A 16,421-nucleotide genomic window follows, 5' to 3' on the forward strand; every position below is an offset into this window, starting at 1 on the left:
CGACACCGGGAAAACCGAACGCCTCAAAGACATCGGCGGACCGGTCAGAACCTGTCCTTGCGTTTGCGGATTTCCGCGAACACCTCTGCCTCCGCGGCATCCGTCATTCCGATGGCGGTCTTCACCTCGGGCAGAGCGGCCCGGAGGAAGGGATTCGTCGCGCGTTCTTCCGACAGCTTGGAGGGAACTGTAGGCCGCCCATCTGCGCGGGCGGCTTCGACGGCTTCACACCGAGACTTAAGCTGCGCGTTGTCCGGTTCAATGGTCCGGGCGAATTCCGCGTTCTTGGCGGTGTATTCGTGGCCGGAATAGACGAGCGTGTCGCCGGGCAGCGCCGCCAGCTTCGACAGGCTTTCCCACATCATCGGCGCCGTGCCCTCGAACACACGGCCGCAGCCGAGCGCCATGAGACTGTCGGCGGTGAAGACGGCATGAGACGCGGGAAAGTGAAAGGCGATATGCCCGACCGTGTGGCCCGAGACGTCGATCACTTCGCCCGTCTCCGCGCCGACGGCCACGCTGTCGCCCTCGGCCACGGCGGTGTCGAGCGGCGGCAAGCGGTGGGCATCCGCCCGCGCGCCGACGACGCGGGCGCCCGTCTCACGGCGGAGGTCCTCGACACCGTCGACATGGTCGGCGTGGTGATGGGTGATCAGGATCGTGCCGAGCTGCCAGCCCCGTTCCGCCAGCGCGGCGCGGATCGGGGCGGCCTCGGGCACGTCGACCACCGCTGTCTCGCCGGTTGCGGGATCATGCGCGAGATAGGCGTAGTTGTCGGACAGGCAGGGGACGGTGACGATCTCCAGAGGCATGGTTTTTTCCATCGGTCGAGACTAGGTTCAAACCAGTGTTCCCGATCGGCCCGGGCGTTGCAATGCATCTGGACGTGCAGAATCTGAAGAGCTTCTACTACCGGACGCAGCTCGGCCGCGCGGCGCAGCGTGCGATCCGTGGCCAGCTGCTCGACCTCTGGCCCGAGGCGCAGGGGCAGACCGTGATCGGCTTCGGCTTCGCGGTGCCGCTGCTGCGCCCCTACCTGGCCCAGTCGCGGCGCACTATCGCGCTGATGCCGGGGCAGCAGGGCGTCATGGCCTGGCCCGACGGATTGCCGAACATCGCCGTCCTTTCAGAGGAAACGCAGTGGCCGCTGGCCACCGGCATGGCCGACAAGCTGATCCTGATGCACGGTCTCGAGACCTGTGAGAATCCGGGCATGCTGCTGGACGAGTGCTGGCGCGTTCTCGGTCCCGGGGGGCGCGCGATCTTCATCGTGCCGAACCGTTCGGGGCTCTGGGCGCGGCGGGACCGCACGCCGTTCGGATTCGGCCGGCCCTACAGCCTCGGGCAGCTCGAGACGCAGCTGCTCAAGCATCGCTTCGAGCCCGAGCGTCATCGCGCCGCGCTCTTCGCGCCGCCCTCGGGCCGGCGGTTCTGGTTGCGCACCGCCGCGATGTGGGAGGGGCTCGGGCGGCGGATCTCGGCCTACATGGCCGGGGGCGTGCTGCTGGTCGAGGTCAGCAAGCAGGTCTACGCGCCGCGCCGCAGCGGGCTGCGCGAGACCGTGCGAACCCCCCTCGGCGTGCTCGAGGGCATCACCGGTGCCAAGCCGAAACCGGCGCGGCGCGGTCCGCGGTCGCCCGTGGAAGAATCGCCCGGTCTGGCCCGGACGGGCGCCGGATCGCCCGATTTCGCGGCCGCTTGCGCAGCTTCAAAGCGTCGCAGTCTGGCGGAAAGAGGTTAACCAACTGTTTTGCGGTGCAGCATCGTCGTCCAATTCGGCACTCTAAGCAGTTGCGGGATTGATGGGCCTTTGCTAGACCCGCGACGATCTCGGGGCGCGGATGCTCTGCGCCCCGTTTCTCTGCTTGAACCCGGTGCCTGGCAACAGGCCCGTCAGACGGAAGGGTGCCCGTGTCCGAATCTGCTTCGATCTCAAGCGGTATCGCCACCAGATACGCGACCGCCGTATTTGAACTGGCCAAGGAAGATAAACAGCTTCCGGCCCTCGAATCCGACATCGCCGCCCTGGCCGAGGCGCTCGAGCAGAGCCAGGACCTCGCGGCGCTGATCTCCTCGCCGGTCTACAGCCGCGACGACCAGTCGAAAGCCATCGTCGCCGTCGCGAAGAAGATGGGCCTGTCGCAACTGGTCACCAACACTCTTGGGCTGATGGCCGACAAGCGGCGTCTCTTCACGCTGCCCCATTTCCTGCGCGCGGTCGCCGAGCTGATCGCCAGGGAGAAGGGCGAGGTCACCGCCGAGGTGCGGTCGGCCAAGGCGCTGACCAAGGCGCAGCAGGACAAGCTGGCGAAGACCCTCAAGGAGTCCGTCGGCAAGGACGTGAACATCAATGCGACCGTCGATGAAAGCCTCATCGGCGGTCTTGTCGTCAAAGTGGGCTCGAGGATGATCGACAGCTCGATCGCCTCGAAACTGTCCAAGCTACAGAATGCAATGAAAGAGGTCGGATAATGGGTATCCAAGCAGCTGAGATATCGGCGATCCTCAAGGATCAGATCAAGAACTTCGGCGAGGAAGCCGAAGTGGCCGAGGTCGGCCGGGTTCTGTCGGTCGGCGACGGGATCGCCCGTGTCCATGGCCTCGACGCCATCCAGGCCGGCGAGATGGTCGAGTTTCCGGGCGGCATCCAGGGCATGGCGCTGAACCTCGAGGTCGACAATGTCGGCGTCGTGATCTTCGGCTCGGACCGGGACATCAAGGAAGGCGACACCGTCAAGCGCACGAACTCGATCGTGGACGTGCCGGTGGGCGATGCCCTGCTCGGCCGCGTGGTCGACGCGCTGGGCCAGCCGATCGACGGCAAGGGCCCGATCAAGACCGAGCAGCGTTTCGTCGCCGACGTGAAGGCGCCGGGCATCATCCCGCGCAAATCGGTGCACGAGCCGATGGCGACCGGTATCAAGGCCATCGACGCCATGATCCCGATCGGCCGCGGCCAGCGCGAGCTGATCATCGGCGACCGCCAGACCGGCAAGACCGCCGTGGCGCTCGACACGATGCTGAACCAGAAGGTCTACAACGACGCCGCCGGCGACGACGAATCGAAGAAGCTCTACTGCGTCTACGTCGCCGTGGGCCAGAAGCGTTCGACCGTCGCGCAGCTGGTGAAGAAGCTCGAGGAAACCGGCGCGATCGATTACTCGATCGTCGTTGCCGCGACCGCCTCCGAGCCGGCGCCGATGCAGTATCTCGCGCCCTACGCCGCGACGGCGATGGCGGAATTCTTCCGCGACAACGGCCGCCACGCGCTGGCCGTCTATGACGACCTGTCCAAACAGGCCGTCGCCTACCGCCAGATGTCGCTGCTGCTGCGCCGCCCGCCGGGGCGCGAAGCCTACCCGGGCGACGTCTTCTACCTGCACTCCCGCCTGCTGGAGCGCTCGGCCAAGCTGAACGAGGACAACGGCGCCGGTTCGCTGACCGCGCTGCCGATCATCGAGACCCAGGGCGGCGACGTGTCGGCCTTCATCCCGACCAACGTGATCTCGATCACCGACGGCCAGATCTTCCTGGAAACCGAGCTGTTCTACCAGGGCATCCGCCCGGCCGTGAACACCGGCCTCTCGGTGTCGCGCGTGGGCTCCTCGGCCCAGACCAAGGCGATGAAGTCGGTCGCCGGCCCGGTCAAGCTGGAGCTTGCCCAGTACCGCGAGATGGCGGCCTTCGCGCAGTTCGGCTCCGACCTGGACGCGGCGACGCAGAAGCTGCTGAACCGCGGCGCGCGCCTGACCGAACTGATGAAGCAGCCGCAATACTCGCCGCTGACCAACGCCGAGATCGTCTGCGTCATCTACGCGGGCACGCACGGCTACCTCGACGACGTGGCGGTGGGCGACGTGGTCCGCTTCGAGCAGGGCCTGCTGAAGCACCTGCGCTCCAACAGCCAGGACCTGCTGGACGACATCACCAACAACGACCGCAAGGTCGAGGGCGAACTGGAAGAGAAGATCAAGGCCGCTCTGGACGAGTTCAAGAAAGACTTCGTTTGATCGTGGCCACGGGAAGGATTGGGTAAATGCCAAGCCTCAAGGATCTCAAAATCCGGATCGACAGCGTCAAGTCGACGCGAAAGATCACGAAGGCCATGCAGATGGTCGCGGCGGCCAAGCTCCGCCGCGCCCAGGAAGCGGCCGAAAACGCCCGCCCCTACGCGGAGCGGATGAACGCCGTGATGTCCCGCCTGGCGGACTCCGTGAAAGGGTCCGACACCGCGCCGAAGCTGCTGGCCGGGACCGGATCCGACCAGACCCACCTGCTGGTGGTGATGACGGCCGAGCGCGGGCTCTGCGGCGGGTTCAACTCGTCGATCGTCCGGCTCGCCCGCCAGCGGATCGAGTCGCTGCAAGCGGCGGGCAAGACGGTCAAGATCCTGACCGTCGGCAAGAAGGGCCGCGAGCAGCTCAAGCGCGAGTACGGCGATCTCTTCGTCGGCCATGTGGACCTGTCCGAGGTCAAGCGCATCGGCTATGAAAACGCCCGGGAGATCACCCGCGATATTCTCGCGCGGTTCGACGGCGGCGAATTCGACGTGGCGACGATCTACTACAACACCTTCGAGTCGGTCATCAGCCAGATCCCGACCGAACAGCAGATCATCCCGGCCAGTTTCGAAGAGAGCGACGCCGACGCGACGCTCTACGAGTACGAGCCGGGCGAGGAGGAAATCCTCGAGGAACTGCTGCCCAAGGGCGTGGCGACGCAGATTTTTGCCGCACTGCTGGAAAACGGCGCCTCCGAGCAGGGCGCCCGGATGAGCGCGATGGACAATGCGACGCGCAACGCCGGCGAGATGATTGACAAGCTGACGATCCAGTACAACCGGACCCGTCAGGCGGTCATCACCAACGAGCTCATCGAGATCATTTCGGGTGCCGAGGCACTCTAGAGGAACCGGAGAAACGACATGGCAGACACGAAGAAACTCGGCAAGGTCACCCAGGTGATCGGCGCCGTCGTGGACGTGCAGTTCGAGGATCACCTGCCCGAGATCCTGAACGCGCTCGAGACCGACAACAACGGCAAGCGCCTGGTTCTCGAGGTTGCGCAGCACCTCGGCGAGTCGACCGTGCGCACCATCGCGATGGACGCCACCGAAGGCCTGGTCCGCGGCCAAGACGTGACCGACACCGAAGGCCCGATCACCATCCCGGTGGGCGACGCCACGCTCGGCCGGATCATGAACGTGGTCGGCGAGCCGGTGGACGAGCAGGGCCCCGTCGAGTCGAAGGAACAGCGCGCCATTCACCAGCCGGCGCCGGAATTCGAGGACCAGTCGACCGAGTCCGAGATCCTCGTCACGGGCATCAAGGTGATCGACCTGCTGGCCCCCTATTCGAAAGGCGGCAAGATCGGCCTCTTCGGCGGCGCCGGCGTGGGCAAGACGGTTCTGATCATGGAACTGATCAACAACATCGCCAAGGTGCACTCGGGCTACTCGGTCTTCGCCGGTGTGGGCGAGCGGACGCGTGAGGGCAACGACCTCTATCACGAGATGATCGAGTCGAACGTCATCAAGCCCGACAACCTGTCCGAAAGCCAGGTGGCCCTGGTCTACGGCCAGATGAACGAGCCGCCGGGCGCGCGTGCCCGCGTCGCGCTGACCGGCCTGACCCTGGCCGAGCAGTTCCGCGACCAGTCCGGCACCGACGTGCTGTTCTTCGTCGACAACATCTTCCGCTTCACCCAGGCCGGGTCCGAGGTGTCGGCGCTGCTGGGCCGGATTCCCTCGGCGGTGGGCTACCAGCCGACGCTGGCGACCGACATGGGCCAGATGCAGGAGCGGATCACCTCGACCAAGTCCGGCTCGATCACCTCGATCCAGGCCGTCTACGTGCCCGCGGACGACCTCACCGACCCGGCGCCTGCCACGACCTTCGCCCACCTCGACGCCACGACCGTTCTGTCGCGCGCCATCTCCGAGCTGGGCATCTACCCGGCCGTGGACCCGCTCGACTCCAACAGCCGGATCCTGGATCCCGGCATCGTCGGCGAAGAGCACTACCAGGTGGCCCGTGACGTGCAGGGAATCCTCCAGCGCTACAAGTCGCTGCAGGACATCATCGCCATTCTTGGCATGGATGAACTGTCGGAAGAGGACAAGCTGACCGTGGCCCGCGCCCGGAAGATCCAGCGTTTCCTCAGCCAGCCCTTCGACGTGGCGCAGGTGTTCACCGGCTCGCCCGGCGTCCAGGTGCCGCTGGAGAAGACCATCGCCTCCTTCAAGGCGGTCGTCGCGGGTGAGTACGACCACCTGCCCGAGGGCGCGTTCTACATGGTCGGCGACATCGAGGAAGCCGTCGCCAAGGCCGAGAAGATGGCCGCTGACGCAGCCTGATAGAAACCGGAGGGGCCGATGGCCGATATGATGCAGTTCGACCTCGTGTCGCCGGAAAAACGCCTCGCCTCGTTCGAGGCGTCCGAGGTGTCGTTCCCCGGCGCCGAGGGCAACATGACGGCGATGGCCGGCCACATGCCGGTCCTGACCACGCTGCGCCCCGGCACCGTCCGGGTCGTGGGCGCGGACGGGGCGACCGAGTATGTGGTGACCCACGGTTTCGTCGAGGTGACGGCCGACTCTGTCTCGGTCATCGCCGAGAAGGCCTTCGCGCGCGAAGGCGTGTCCCGGGAGGAGCTTCAGGGCGTTCTCGAGGAAGCCCGGAGCAAGGCCGCCGAGGCCGAGCCCGAGCATCGGGACGCCGCAGAGAAGTTCGTCGCCGATCTCGTGCACCTGATCGACAACATGGACTGATCCGCCCGGGCGGCGCGATCCCGTGAAGACCCCGGCGGCATACCCGCCGGGGTCTTTCCGTTTCGTCTACCCGCATGGTGCATGATTTGCCAGAATACCCGGGGATCAAGGGACGGAAACAGTCATGGAGCGTCTGGACGGATACCTGATCGGCATCGATCGCGGCAGCGTACTGATGTTCTCGCATTTCGACGAGGGCGGCCCGATGTGGGCGGGCAGCGGCCCGCGAGAGGTGCGCCGCGCGGTCCGGTTCTCGGGGCGGTTTCGCCGGCCGCCCTCGGTTCAGGCCGTGATCGAGATGTGGGATTTCGACAGCACCACCAACCTGCGCGCGGACATCACCGCCGAAGCGGTGACCGGGAGCGGCTGCGAGCTGGTGTTCCGCACCTGGGGCGACACCCGTATCGCGCGGCTCCGCGCGGGGTGGATGGCAATCGGCGAACTGCCGGATCCCGCGGTCTGGGATCTCTCCTGATCTCAGGCGCTGCGCGGGAAGACGCCCTCGTAGATCGGGTCCAGCGTCGACGTCTCGAAGAGCGACGAGACCGAGTTTCCCTGCGAGATGTTCATGATCGCCTGGGCGAAGATCGGCGCGGTCTGCACGATGCGGATGTTCGGCGCGGCCTTGACCGCCGCCGTCGGCTCGATCGTGTCGGTGATCACCAGGCTCTTCATCACCGACTTGGTGATCCGTTCGACCGCCGGGCCGGACAGCACCCCATGGGTGATGTAGGAATGGACTTCCGAGGCGCCGCTTTCCATCAGCACCTCGGCGGCTTTGCAGAGCGTGCCGGCCGTGTCGCAGATGTCGTCGACGATGATGCAGGTCTGATCCTTCACGTCGCCGATGACGGTCATTTCGGCCACTTCGCCCGGCCTGCTGCGCCGCTTGTCCACGATGGCCAGCCCGCAGCCGATTCGCTGCGCGAGCTCGCGTGCCCGGGCCACGCCGCCAACGTCGGGCGAGACCACGGTGATCTTGTCCAATGCGCCGTGGAACTGGTGCTCGATGTCCAGCGCGAAGATTGGCGCCGCGTACAGGTTGTCCACGGGAATGTCGAAGAAGCCCTGGATCTGCGCGGCGTGAAGATCCATCGTCAGCACCCGCTCGATCCCGGCCTCGGTCAGAAGGTTCGCCACCAGCTTGGCGCTGATCGGGGTGCGGGCCTTGGTGCGCCGGTCCTGCCTTGCATAGCCGAAATAGGGGATGACCGCCGTGATCCGCGCCGCCGAGGACCGCCGCAGGGCGTCGGACATGATCAGCAGTTCCATCAGGTTGTCATTGGCGGGGTTCGAGGTCGGCTGGATGATGAACATGTCCTCGCCACGGACATTCTCGAAGACCTCGACGAAGATCTCCTGGTCGTTGAAACGCTCGATGCGCGCGTCGACGAGGTCGATCGTGTGGCCGCGATGCATGGTCATGCGGCGCGCGATGGCTTTGGCAAGCGTCTGGTTGGCGTTGCCGGAGATGAGTTTCGGCTCGTCGGTGGCAGGCATGGACGTGTCCCCAGGTTCCCGGTCGCAGAGAGGATGACGGTTTCGTGACCCTTGCCCCCGCTTAGCATTGCGGTACGGTCAATGCTAGACGCCAAAGCGGGGCGCACCGCCCCCGACACGCGCTCAGGAAGGGATCCCATGCCGCAGATCGACTACTATTTCTCGACGCTCTCTCCCTTCGCCTATCTCGCCGGAACCCGGCTCGAGGAGATCGCCGCGCGCCACGGCGCGGATGTCGTCTACAAGCCGCTCGACATCCTGGCGCTTTTCGCGCGGACGGGCGGCACGTCGCCGGCCGAGCGGCACCCGGCGCGGCAGGCCTACCGGCTGCAGGAACTGCGCCGGCAGGCGGCGAAGCACGGGATGGCGATCACCCTGCAACCGGCGCATTTCCCGACCAACGCCGCGCCGTCCTCCTACGCGATCATCGCCGCCCAGGCGGCCGGCGGCGGCGACACGGGCGCGCTCGTCCATGGTATCCTGCGGGCCTGCTGGGCCGAGGAGAAGGACATCGCCGCGGACGGCGTGATCCGGGAGTGCCTCTCGGCCGCGGGGCTCGACCCGGCGCTGGCCGATAGCGGGCTGCTCTCGGGGGCAGAGACCTACGCCGCCACGCTGGAGGAGGCGGTCGCGCGCGGGATTTTCGGCGCGCCCTTCTACGCGGTGGGCGACGAGCTGTTCTGGGGCCAGGACCGGCTGGGCGATCTGGACCTTCATCTCGCCGGCAAGATCTGAACGCCGCGCCCGCGGCCCGGGCCGCGCTTTTTCAGCCCCGGACAAGCGAGAGGAATCGATCCGTCGACTCGAGGCTCGCGGACCAGTCGCAGACGAGCCTTGCGGTCAGGATCTCGTCCCCCGGTCCGTCGAGCGGCTGATCGAACGGCCAAAGATAGTATTGTGCGCCCGCCTCCTGCGCGCGGCGGTGCCCGGCGCGCGGCCAGCCGGCGAAGATCATGTTGGCCTCGACGGGATACAGAACCTCGGCGTCGGGGATCGCGCGCAGCCCCTCTGCCAGGCGGCTGGCGGACTCGTTGGCCGCGACCGCGTTGCGCAGCCAGAGGTCGTTTTCCAGGTAGGCCGCCATCTGGGCGGACAGATAGCGGTGCTTGGAAAACAGCTGCGCGCCGCGCTTGCGCCGCAGCTCGAATTCCCAGGCCCTGGCCGGGTCGAAGAAGATCACCGCCTCGACGCCCATCAGCCCGTTCTTGGTGCCGCCGAAGCTGACCGCGTCGATCCCGGCTTTCCAGGTCATCTCGGCCGGCGAACAGCCGAGCGTGACCAGCGCATTGGCAAAGCGTGCCCCGTCGAGATGGCAGGCCATGCCGTGCGCGCGGGCGATCCCGGTCAGCGTGGCGATTTCGTCGGGCGTGTAGACCGTGCCAAGCTCGGTCGCCTGGGTGATGGTCAGGGGGCCGCGCTGCACGCCGTGCACGCCCTTCGTGCCCGTCTCGGCGATGGCGGTTTCGAGCGCGGCCGGGTCGATCTTGGCCCCGGCCCCGTCCACCAGGGTCAGCTTGGCGCCGCCGGTGTAGAATTCCGGGGCACCGCATTCGTCTTCCTCGACATGGGCGACCCGGTGGCAGAAGATCGCCTGCCAGGGGTCCGCCAGCGTGGCCAGCGCCAGCGCGTTGGCGCCGGTCCCGGTCGCCACGAGGTAGACGGCGGCCTCCGGGGCCTCGAAGACCTCGCGGATCTTCGCCTTGACCCCTTCCATCAAGGGGTCGGCGCCGTAGGGCATCATGTAGCCTTCATTGGCGCGCGCGAGCGCCTCCAGCACCTCTGCCGGCACCGGGCCGGTATTGTCCGAGGCGAAATGCATCTCAAGGGTCCTCTTCGATCACGTAGTCTTCCAACTCGTCCTCGGTGACCTCGAATTCCGGCACAATGCGTCCCCGCATCGAGATCCCGGCGTCGTGCACCGAGTCCGGATCACCCGAGACCAACGGGTGCCAGTCGTAAAGCGGCTTGCCCTCGAACAGCAGGCGGTAGGCGCAGGTCGCGGGCATCCAGTAGGCGATGTCGGCGATGTTGCCGGGGGTCAACACCACGCAGTCGGGCACGAGTTGCTTGCGGATCTCGTATTGCCCGCACCGGCAGGTCTCGTCGTCGAGCAGCCGGCAGCCCACGCAGGTAAAGGCAACCTCGGCGGTCTCCGCGTCCTCCAGCTTCAGAAGGCAGCACTTTCCGCAGCCGTCGCAGAGCGCCTCCCACTCGGCCGGGCGGAGCTGGTCGAGCGGGATTCGTTCCCAGAAGCGGGCCCGCAGGCCCTTGTCTGCGCGCGGGTCGGTCATGGGCGGCAGACTGTCGCCAATCCGGGCCGAAGAAAACCCCGTTCAGCCATGCGGGGCCAGCAGCCGGCGAGCCTCGGCGCAGTCGGCGTCCATCTGGGCGACCAGCGCGTCCAGGTCGTCGAATTTCAGCTCCGGCCGCTGGAAGGCCACCAGCGCGACCGACAGTTCCTCGCCGTAGAGATCGCCGGAGAAGTCGAAGAGAAAGACCTCGAGGTTCGGTTTGTTCTCGCCGAACATCGGCCGGACACCGATCGAGGCCGCGCCCTGGTAGCTGCCGGCATAGGGGCCTGTCAGAACGTCCACCAGAACGGCATAGACGCCGAACCTGGGGGGGTGCAGTTCGTCGATGGCGATATTCGTGGTCGGGTAGCCCAGTTCGCGGCCACGCTGGTCGCCGCGGATCACCGGGCCGTCGATTCGGTGCCAGTGTCCGAGCATCCGGGCGGCATCCGCGGGCCGCCCTTCCGAGAGCGCGTTGCGGATCGAGGTCGAAGACACCTGGCCGGTCGCGTCAGAGATCAGCGCCGCCTCGGTCACGCCGAAGCCGCAGGCGGCCCCGAGCTCGCGCAGCAGTGCCACGTCGCCGGACCGCCCCTTGCCGAAGCGGAAATCCGCACCGACGACGACGTGGCGCAGCCCGAGCCCGTCGCAGAGCACGTTGCGCGCGAATTCCTCGGCGGTCAGCGACGAGAGCGCGGCGTTGAAGTTCAACTCGTAGAGCAGGTCGACGCCGAGCTTTTCCAGCCGGTGGGCGCGGGCCTCGGCATTCATCAGGCGAAAGGGCGGGGCGTCAGGTGCGAAAAAGCGGCGCGGATGCGGCTCGAAGGTCACGACGCCCAGCGGGCAGCCGAGGCGCGCGCCCTCGGCCCGGGCGAGGTCGATCACCGCCCGGTGTCCCAGGTGCACGCCGTCGAAATTCCCGATGGCGGCAGAGGCGCCACGGTTCTCGGCGGCGACGTATTGATAGTCCCGGATCGTCCGCATGGGGACTGACCTATCGCCGGTCCCGGCGGCGCGCAAGCCGCGATGCGCGTCAGTCGAACTTGGCCGAGGGCGCGAGCACGACGGCCTCGCCCTTGAGGACCTTCTTGCCGTCGACGAGGCAGCGGCAGTCGAGCGTGACGCGCCGCTTGGCGTGGTCGATCCCGGTGACCTCGACCTCGGCCAGAACGGTGTCGCCGGGGCGCACGGGGGCGAGGAATTTCAGGGTCTGGCCCATGTAGACCGTGCCGTGCCCGGGCAGCTGTTCGCCGATCACGGCCGAAATCAGCCCGGCGGTCAGCATGCCATGGGCGATGCGCCCCTCGAAAATCGTGTCCTGTGCGTAGCCATCGTCGAGATGCACCGGGTTCCGGTCGGTGGAGACCTCCGCGAAAAGCTCGATGTCACGGTCGGTGACCTCCTTGCGCAGGTAACGCGTCATCCCGATCTCGATATCCTCGATGCAGATCGTTCCGCGGGGCAGGTTGTCCAACATCTGACCTCTCGTCCGGCCGGGCGGCACAGGGCCGCGTAAGTAATAATGGGCCATTTTCAGGCCTGCGATTGGAACTTTATTACTTTGCAGGCGCAGAAAATCAAGAGGGAACTGCCCCGCCGCGCAACTTGCCGCAGGGGGGAGCGCGTCGCCGGGACGGGATGCTCAGCGCAGGTGGCCGATGCTGTAGTCGGGGCTTTGCTGCGCCTCTGCCAGATAGGCCTCGAGCTTGCCCGGGTCGGGCTGGCGGTCGGTGCCGGTCTCGGCGCGGGCCAGCCCGCCGCTGATGAACAGGCTGTCGAGGTTCTCGCCGGTCGCGCCCTGGATATCGGTGGCGATCCCGTCCCCCATGCAGAGGATCCGGCTTTCGTCCACGGGGCCGTCGAGCGCCCGCAGCCGGCGCCGCGCGAGATCGTAGATCGGCGGATGCGGCTTGCCGAAATAGAGGCTCTTGCCGCCCATCTCGGTGTAGAGCTGCGCCAGCGCCCCGGCGCAGAAGATGCGCTTGTCGCCCCGGTCGACCACGATGTCCGGGTTCGCGCAGAGCAGCTTCATGCCGGCATTCTTGGCATATAGCAGCTGTGCCCGGTAATCCTCGGGCGTCTCGGTCTCGTCGTCCTCGAGCCCGGTGCAGACGATACCTTCGGCCTCGGTCAGCGGCACGCGCGTGATCCCGACCTCGTCGGTGATGTCGTCGGCCGTGTCGGTGAAGAACGACTCGTCCACCGGCGGACCCATGTGATAGACGCGCCGGCCCACCGCGCCCCGCATCATGCCCGCCTGCGCCGAATCGCCAGACGAGGCGATATCGTCCCAGGTCGCGCGCGGCACGCCGATCTTTTCAAGCTGGCGGATGACGGCCGCGCGGGGCCGCGGCGAGTTGGTCAGCAGCACGACCTTGCCGCCGCCCGCCTTGAACCGCTCCAGCGCCGCGACGGCGTCGGGGAAGGGGCGATAGCCGTCATGCAGGCAGCCCCACAGATCGACGAAGAGCGCGTCGTAGCGGTCCGAGATGTCGTCCAGCCGTTCGATGATGCGGGTCACGGGCAGGCTCCGGGCAGGGCAGGGCAGGAGAAAGGCGCCGCACCGCGCGGCGCCCTGATGGACCGTCTGGCCGGCTCAGAGTGCGAGGACCGGGACGATCTGTTTCTTGCGGCTGACGACGCCGGGCAGCACGACCATGTCGCCGGTAACCTCGGCGTCGAAGCTCTTCTCGGCGACGGTCTTAACGGTGTCGTTCGGAACCAGGAGCGTCGCCTCGCTTTCGAGGATGTCGACGACGAAGAGCAGCACCTCGTCGACGCCGTCCTCGGCCGCCACGTCCGTCATCGCCGCGATGAGTCCGTCCTTGCGGTCGAGCACGGTGGCCGGGCTCGTGGTCTCGAGCACCGAGACGCGGAACTTCTTGCCGCCCACCTCGTACTGCTTGGAATCCATCCGCAGAAGCTCGGCGTCGGAGAAGGCCGAGACGTCCGACTTCGCCGCGAACATCTCGGCGGCGTAGTCGGCGATGGTCACGCCGAGCTCGTCGGCCAGTTTCATGGCCAGGGCGCGGTCGGTCATGGTCGTCGTGGGCGAGCGGAATTCCAGCGTGTCGCTGAGGATGCAGGACAGCATCAGCCCCTTGATCTTGTCGGGCATCTTGCCGGCCTCGGCGCCCATCAGGTCGTTCATGATGGTCGCGGTGCAGGCCACCGGCCGGATCGTGATATTGATCGGGCCGCGGGTGGTCAGCCCCCCGGCGAGAAGGTGATGGTCGATCACCTCGATCACGCGCGCGTCGTTGATGCCGTCGGGCAGTTCGGCGGGATTGTTGGTGTCCACCACCACGACCTCGTCCTCGGCGGCGACACCGTCGATGATCTCCGGCTGGTCGAAGCCCCACCGCTCCAGCACGAACTTCGCCTCGGTGTTCGGGTCGCCCAGCAGCTTGGGCTCGGCCGGCATGTCGCGCAGTTCGCTCAGGTACCAGGCCCAGATGATGGGCGAGCCGGTCGCGTCCGTGTCGGGGGCCTTGTGGCCGAATACCTTGATCATTGTGGTCCGTCCGTATTTGGAATGGGCTCTAAATCGTCGCCGTTATAGGCAGCGCGCCGGGGCTTGTCACCCGTGCGGCCCGGCCGCGCGCGGCTTTTTTCGGCCCCGTCCCGACGGCCCGGGAAAATCCGCACCGAACGGAGTTGACAGCGCGTGGCGCTTTGCCTATCTGCGGCCTGTTAGCACTCAGAGGTGGTGAGTGCTAACAGGAGGAACGACCACCTGTGACAGTGGAACCCTTGAACGAAGGAGCGTTCTGAGATGGCATTCAAACCGTTGCACGACCGTGTTCTGGTCCGGCGCGTCGAAAGCGACGACACGACCAAAGGCGGCCTGATCATTCCCGACACCGCCAAGGAAAAGCCCCAGGAAGGCGAAGTCGTCTCCGTCGGGGCCGGCGGCCGTGACGAAGACGGCGAGCGCATCGCACTGGACGTGAAGGCCGGCGACCGCATCCTCTTCGGCAAATGGTCTGGCACCGAAGTCCAGATCGAAGGCGAAGACCTGCTGATCATGAAGGAAAGCGACATCCTCGGCGTGATCGAGTGATCCGTCGCCCTTAAACACAACCGACAACCAGGAGCAATCAAAGATGGCTGCTAAGGACGTCAAGTTCGACACAGATGCCCGCAACCGGATGCTTCGCGGCGTGAACATCCTCGCGGACGCCGTGAAAGTGACGCTGGGCCCGAAAGGCCGCAACGTCGTCATCGAGAAATCCTTCGGCGCGCCCCGGATCACCAAGGACGGTGTGACGGTCGCCAAGGAAATCGAACTCGAGGACAAGTTCGAGAACATGGGTGCGCAGATGGTCAAGGAAGTGGCCAGCCGCACCAATGACGAGGCCGGCGACGGCACCACCACCGCCACCGTGCTGGGCCAGGCGATCGTCAAGGAAGGCATGAAGGCCGTCGCCGCCGGCATGAACCCGATGGACCTGCGCCGTGGCATCGACCTCGCCGTCGACAAGGTCGTCGAGCAGATCCAGAACGCCGCGCGCCCGGTGAACGATTCCGCCGAGGTCGCCCAGGTCGGCACCATCTCGGCCAACGGCGAGCACGCGATCGGCCAGCAGATCGCCGACGCGATGCAGAAGGTCGGCAACGAGGGCGTCATCACCGTCGAGGAGAACAAGGGCCTCGAGACCGAGACCGAGGTGGTCGAGGGGATGCAGTTCGACCGCGGGTACCTGTCGCCCTACTTCGTGACCAACCCCGACAAGATGATCACCGAGCTCGAGGACTGCATGATCCTCCTGCACGAGAAGAAGCTTTCTTCCCTGCAGCCGATGGTGCCGCTGCTCGAGTCGGTCATCCAGAGCCAGAAGCCCCTGCTGATCATCGCAGAGGACGTGGAAGGCGAGGCCCTGGCCACGCTCGTGGTCAACAAGCTGCGTGGCGGCCTGAAGATCGCCGCCGTCAAGGCGCCGGGCTTCGGTGACCGTCGCAAGGCCATGCTGCAGGACATCGCCGTCCTGACCGGCGGCCAGGTGATCTCGGAAGATCTCGGCATGAAGCTCGAGAACGTCACCATGGACATGCTGGGCCAGGCCAAGAAGGTCTCCATCACCAAGGACGAGACGACCATCGTCGACGGTCTCGGCGAGAAGTCCGAGATCGAGGCGCGCGTCGCCCAGATCCGCCAGCAGATCGAGGAGACCACCTCGGACTACGACCGCGAGAAGCTCCAGGAGCGCCTGGCCAAGCTCGCGGGCGGCGTCGCGGTGATCCGCGTCGGCGGTGCGACCGAGGTCGAGGTGAAAGAGCGCAAGGACCGCGTCGATGACGCCCTGAACGCGACCCGTGCGGCCGTGCAGGAAGGCATCGTCGTCGGCGGCGGCGTGGCGCTCGTCCAGGGTGCCAAGGCGCTCGAGGGCCTCACCGGCGTCAACTCCGACCAGAATGCCGGCATCATGATCGTGCGCAAGGCGCTGGAGGCGCCGCTGCGCCAGATCGCCGAGAACGCCGGCGTCGACGGCTCGGTGGTCGCGGGCAAGATCCGCGAATCCGACGACCTCAAGTTCGGCTTCAACGCCCAGACCGAGGAATACGGCGACATGTTCGAGTTCGGCGTGATCGACCCCGCGAAGGTCGTGCGCACCGCGCTCGAGGACGCCGCCTCGGTGGCCGGCCTGCTGATCACGACCGAGGCCATGGTCGCGGACAAGCCGCAGAAGGAAGGCGCCGGTGCCGGCGCCGGTGGCGGCATGCCCGACATGGGCGGCATGGGCGGCATGATGTAATCTGCCTGCCCGCCACGGCAGAACGACGGAAAGGGGGCCTTCGGGCCCCCTTTTTTTTCATGGACGGCGCGGCTGTGCCGGCGCTGCCAGGGGCGGCAGAAGCGC

General features: G+C 66.7%; 18 protein-coding genes. 10 read left to right on the top strand and 8 right to left on the bottom strand.

Annotated elements, in window-relative coordinates:
* Positions 1 to 44: 44 nt before the first annotated feature.
* Positions 45 to 812, bottom strand: a complete 768-nt coding sequence (gloB, locus tag ACQ5SP_RS14305; RefSeq protein WP_430939074.1) for a hydroxyacylglutathione hydrolase — start codon at positions 810 to 812, stop codon at positions 45 to 47.
* A gap of 62 nt (positions 813 to 874) precedes the next feature.
* Between gloB and ACQ5SP_RS14310 the strand changes: the two genes are divergently transcribed.
* From ACQ5SP_RS14310 to ACQ5SP_RS14340, 7 genes are all read left to right on the top strand, one after another.
* Complete coding sequence (locus tag ACQ5SP_RS14310; RefSeq protein ID WP_430939075.1) at positions 875 to 1,741, top strand: methyltransferase domain-containing protein; 867 nt, start codon at positions 875 to 877, stop codon at positions 1,739 to 1,741.
* A 170-nt stretch (positions 1,742 to 1,911) separates the two neighbouring features.
* Positions 1,912 to 2,472 carry a F0F1 ATP synthase subunit delta gene (locus ACQ5SP_RS14315; protein ID WP_430939076.1) on the top strand — a complete coding sequence of 187 codons (561 nt, stop codon included), beginning with the start codon at positions 1,912 to 1,914 and terminating at the stop codon, positions 2,470 to 2,472.
* Positions 2,472 to 4,010 carry a F0F1 ATP synthase subunit alpha gene (gene atpA / locus ACQ5SP_RS14320; protein WP_430939077.1) on the top strand — a complete coding sequence of 513 codons (1,539 nt, stop codon included), beginning with the start codon at positions 2,472 to 2,474 and terminating at the stop codon, positions 4,008 to 4,010. The genes ACQ5SP_RS14315 and atpA overlap by 1 nt, the downstream gene beginning before the upstream one ends.
* 26 nt (positions 4,011 to 4,036) lie before the next feature.
* Complete coding sequence (locus ACQ5SP_RS14325) at positions 4,037 to 4,906, top strand: F0F1 ATP synthase subunit gamma (RefSeq protein WP_430939078.1); 870 nt, start codon at positions 4,037 to 4,039, stop codon at positions 4,904 to 4,906.
* 18 nt (positions 4,907 to 4,924) lie between these two features.
* A complete protein-coding gene (gene atpD / locus ACQ5SP_RS14330) occupies positions 4,925 to 6,355 on the top strand; it encodes a F0F1 ATP synthase subunit beta (RefSeq protein WP_430939079.1) in 1,431 nt (476 codons plus the stop codon).
* 18 nt (positions 6,356 to 6,373) lie between these two features.
* Positions 6,374 to 6,769 (top strand): F0F1 ATP synthase subunit epsilon, encoded by a 396-nt coding sequence (locus tag ACQ5SP_RS14335; RefSeq protein ID WP_430939080.1) that lies wholly within the window; start codon positions 6,374 to 6,376, stop codon positions 6,767 to 6,769.
* A gap of 124 nt (positions 6,770 to 6,893) precedes the next feature.
* On the top strand, positions 6,894 to 7,244 hold the full coding sequence (locus tag ACQ5SP_RS14340) for an H-type lectin domain-containing protein (RefSeq protein WP_430939081.1): 351 nt from the start codon (positions 6,894 to 6,896) through the stop codon (positions 7,242 to 7,244).
* A gap of 2 nt (positions 7,245 to 7,246) precedes the next feature.
* On the opposite strand, the gene ACQ5SP_RS14345 is transcribed toward ACQ5SP_RS14340, so the two are convergent.
* Positions 7,247 to 8,269 (bottom strand): ribose-phosphate pyrophosphokinase, encoded by a 1,023-nt coding sequence (locus ACQ5SP_RS14345; RefSeq protein WP_430939082.1) that lies wholly within the window; start codon positions 8,267 to 8,269, stop codon positions 7,247 to 7,249.
* 138 nt (positions 8,270 to 8,407) lie between these two features.
* On the opposite strand from ACQ5SP_RS14345, the gene ACQ5SP_RS14350 reads away from it, so the two are divergent.
* Positions 8,408 to 9,004, top strand: coding sequence for a 2-hydroxychromene-2-carboxylate isomerase (locus ACQ5SP_RS14350; RefSeq protein WP_430939083.1), 597 nt, complete (start codon positions 8,408 to 8,410; stop codon positions 9,002 to 9,004).
* Positions 9,005 to 9,035: 31 nt separating this feature from the next.
* Here ACQ5SP_RS14350 and ACQ5SP_RS14355 read toward each other — a convergent pair whose 3' ends face one another.
* The 6 genes from ACQ5SP_RS14355 to ACQ5SP_RS14380 form a co-directional block, all read right to left on the bottom strand.
* Positions 9,036 to 10,088, bottom strand: a complete 1,053-nt coding sequence (locus ACQ5SP_RS14355; protein ID WP_430939084.1) for a threonine aldolase family protein — start codon at positions 10,086 to 10,088, stop codon at positions 9,036 to 9,038.
* A gap of 1 nt (position 10,089) precedes the next feature.
* On the bottom strand, positions 10,090 to 10,560 hold the full coding sequence (locus tag ACQ5SP_RS14360; RefSeq protein ID WP_430939085.1) for a YcgN family cysteine cluster protein: 471 nt from the start codon (positions 10,558 to 10,560) through the stop codon (positions 10,090 to 10,092).
* 42 nt (positions 10,561 to 10,602) lie between these two features.
* A complete protein-coding gene (locus ACQ5SP_RS14365; RefSeq protein WP_430939086.1) occupies positions 10,603 to 11,544 on the bottom strand; it encodes a bifunctional riboflavin kinase/FAD synthetase in 942 nt (313 codons plus the stop codon).
* A 49-nt stretch (positions 11,545 to 11,593) separates the two neighbouring features.
* Positions 11,594 to 12,037, bottom strand: a complete 444-nt coding sequence (locus ACQ5SP_RS14370) for a MaoC family dehydratase (RefSeq protein WP_430939087.1) — start codon at positions 12,035 to 12,037, stop codon at positions 11,594 to 11,596.
* A gap of 165 nt (positions 12,038 to 12,202) precedes the next feature.
* Positions 12,203 to 13,081, bottom strand: a complete 879-nt coding sequence (locus tag ACQ5SP_RS14375) for a TIGR01459 family HAD-type hydrolase (RefSeq protein ID WP_430939088.1) — start codon at positions 13,079 to 13,081, stop codon at positions 12,203 to 12,205.
* Positions 13,082 to 13,156: 75 nt separating this feature from the next.
* Positions 13,157 to 14,074, bottom strand: coding sequence for a manganese-dependent inorganic pyrophosphatase (locus ACQ5SP_RS14380; protein ID WP_430939089.1), 918 nt, complete (start codon positions 14,072 to 14,074; stop codon positions 13,157 to 13,159).
* Between the two features lie 261 nt (positions 14,075 to 14,335).
* Here ACQ5SP_RS14380 and groES point away from each other — a divergent pair, with 261 nt between their 5' ends.
* Together groES and groL are read left to right on the top strand one after the other, a co-directional pair.
* Positions 14,336 to 14,623: a co-chaperone GroES gene (gene groES, locus ACQ5SP_RS14385; RefSeq protein WP_430939090.1), complete on the top strand. Its 288-nt coding sequence runs from the start codon at positions 14,336 to 14,338 to the stop codon at positions 14,621 to 14,623.
* Between the two features lie 43 nt (positions 14,624 to 14,666).
* A complete protein-coding gene (groL, locus tag ACQ5SP_RS14390; RefSeq protein ID WP_430939091.1) occupies positions 14,667 to 16,316 on the top strand; it encodes a chaperonin GroEL in 1,650 nt (549 codons plus the stop codon).
* Positions 16,317 to 16,421: the final 105 nt, after the last annotated feature.

The organism is Rhodovulum sp. YNF3179 (genome assembly GCF_050586465.1).
Taxonomy (GTDB): Bacteria; Pseudomonadota; Alphaproteobacteria; order Rhodobacterales; family Rhodobacteraceae; genus CAJXYS01.

What these genes read in the sequence shown, in the direction of transcription:
- ACQ5SP_RS14370 (WP_430939087.1), bottom strand. Translation starts at nt 12,037, where the DNA reads ATGTTGGACAACCTGCCCCGCGGAACGATCTGCATCGAGGATATCGAG.
- ACQ5SP_RS14325 (WP_430939078.1), top strand. Translation starts at nt 4,037, where the DNA reads ATGCCAAGCCTCAAGGATCTCAAAATCCGGATCGACAGCGTCAAGTCG.
- ACQ5SP_RS14345 (WP_430939082.1), bottom strand. Translation starts at nt 8,269, where the DNA reads ATGCCTGCCACCGACGAGCCGAAACTCATCTCCGGCAACGCCAACCAG.
- groES (WP_430939090.1), top strand. Translation starts at nt 14,336, where the DNA reads ATGGCATTCAAACCGTTGCACGACCGTGTTCTGGTCCGGCGCGTCGAA.
- ACQ5SP_RS14380 (WP_430939089.1), bottom strand. Translation starts at nt 14,074, where the DNA reads ATGATCAAGGTATTCGGCCACAAGGCCCCCGACACGGACGCGACCGGC.
- ACQ5SP_RS14360 (WP_430939085.1), bottom strand. Translation starts at nt 10,560, where the DNA reads ATGACCGACCCGCGCGCAGACAAGGGCCTGCGGGCCCGCTTCTGGGAA.
- atpD (WP_430939079.1), top strand. Translation starts at nt 4,925, where the DNA reads ATGGCAGACACGAAGAAACTCGGCAAGGTCACCCAGGTGATCGGCGCC.
- groL (WP_430939091.1), top strand. Translation starts at nt 14,667, where the DNA reads ATGGCTGCTAAGGACGTCAAGTTCGACACAGATGCCCGCAACCGGATG.
- ACQ5SP_RS14350 (WP_430939083.1), top strand. Translation starts at nt 8,408, where the DNA reads ATGCCGCAGATCGACTACTATTTCTCGACGCTCTCTCCCTTCGCCTAT.
- ACQ5SP_RS14340 (WP_430939081.1), top strand. Translation starts at nt 6,894, where the DNA reads ATGGAGCGTCTGGACGGATACCTGATCGGCATCGATCGCGGCAGCGTA.
- gloB (WP_430939074.1), bottom strand. Translation starts at nt 812, where the DNA reads ATGCCTCTGGAGATCGTCACCGTCCCCTGCCTGTCCGACAACTACGCC.
- ACQ5SP_RS14355 (WP_430939084.1), bottom strand. Translation starts at nt 10,088, where the DNA reads ATGCATTTCGCCTCGGACAATACCGGCCCGGTGCCGGCAGAGGTGCTG.
- ACQ5SP_RS14310 (WP_430939075.1), top strand. Translation starts at nt 875, where the DNA reads ATGCATCTGGACGTGCAGAATCTGAAGAGCTTCTACTACCGGACGCAG.
- ACQ5SP_RS14335 (WP_430939080.1), top strand. Translation starts at nt 6,374, where the DNA reads ATGGCCGATATGATGCAGTTCGACCTCGTGTCGCCGGAAAAACGCCTC.
- ACQ5SP_RS14365 (WP_430939086.1), bottom strand. Translation starts at nt 11,544, where the DNA reads ATGCGGACGATCCGGGACTATCAATACGTCGCCGCCGAGAACCGTGGC.
- atpA (WP_430939077.1), top strand. Translation starts at nt 2,472, where the DNA reads ATGGGTATCCAAGCAGCTGAGATATCGGCGATCCTCAAGGATCAGATC.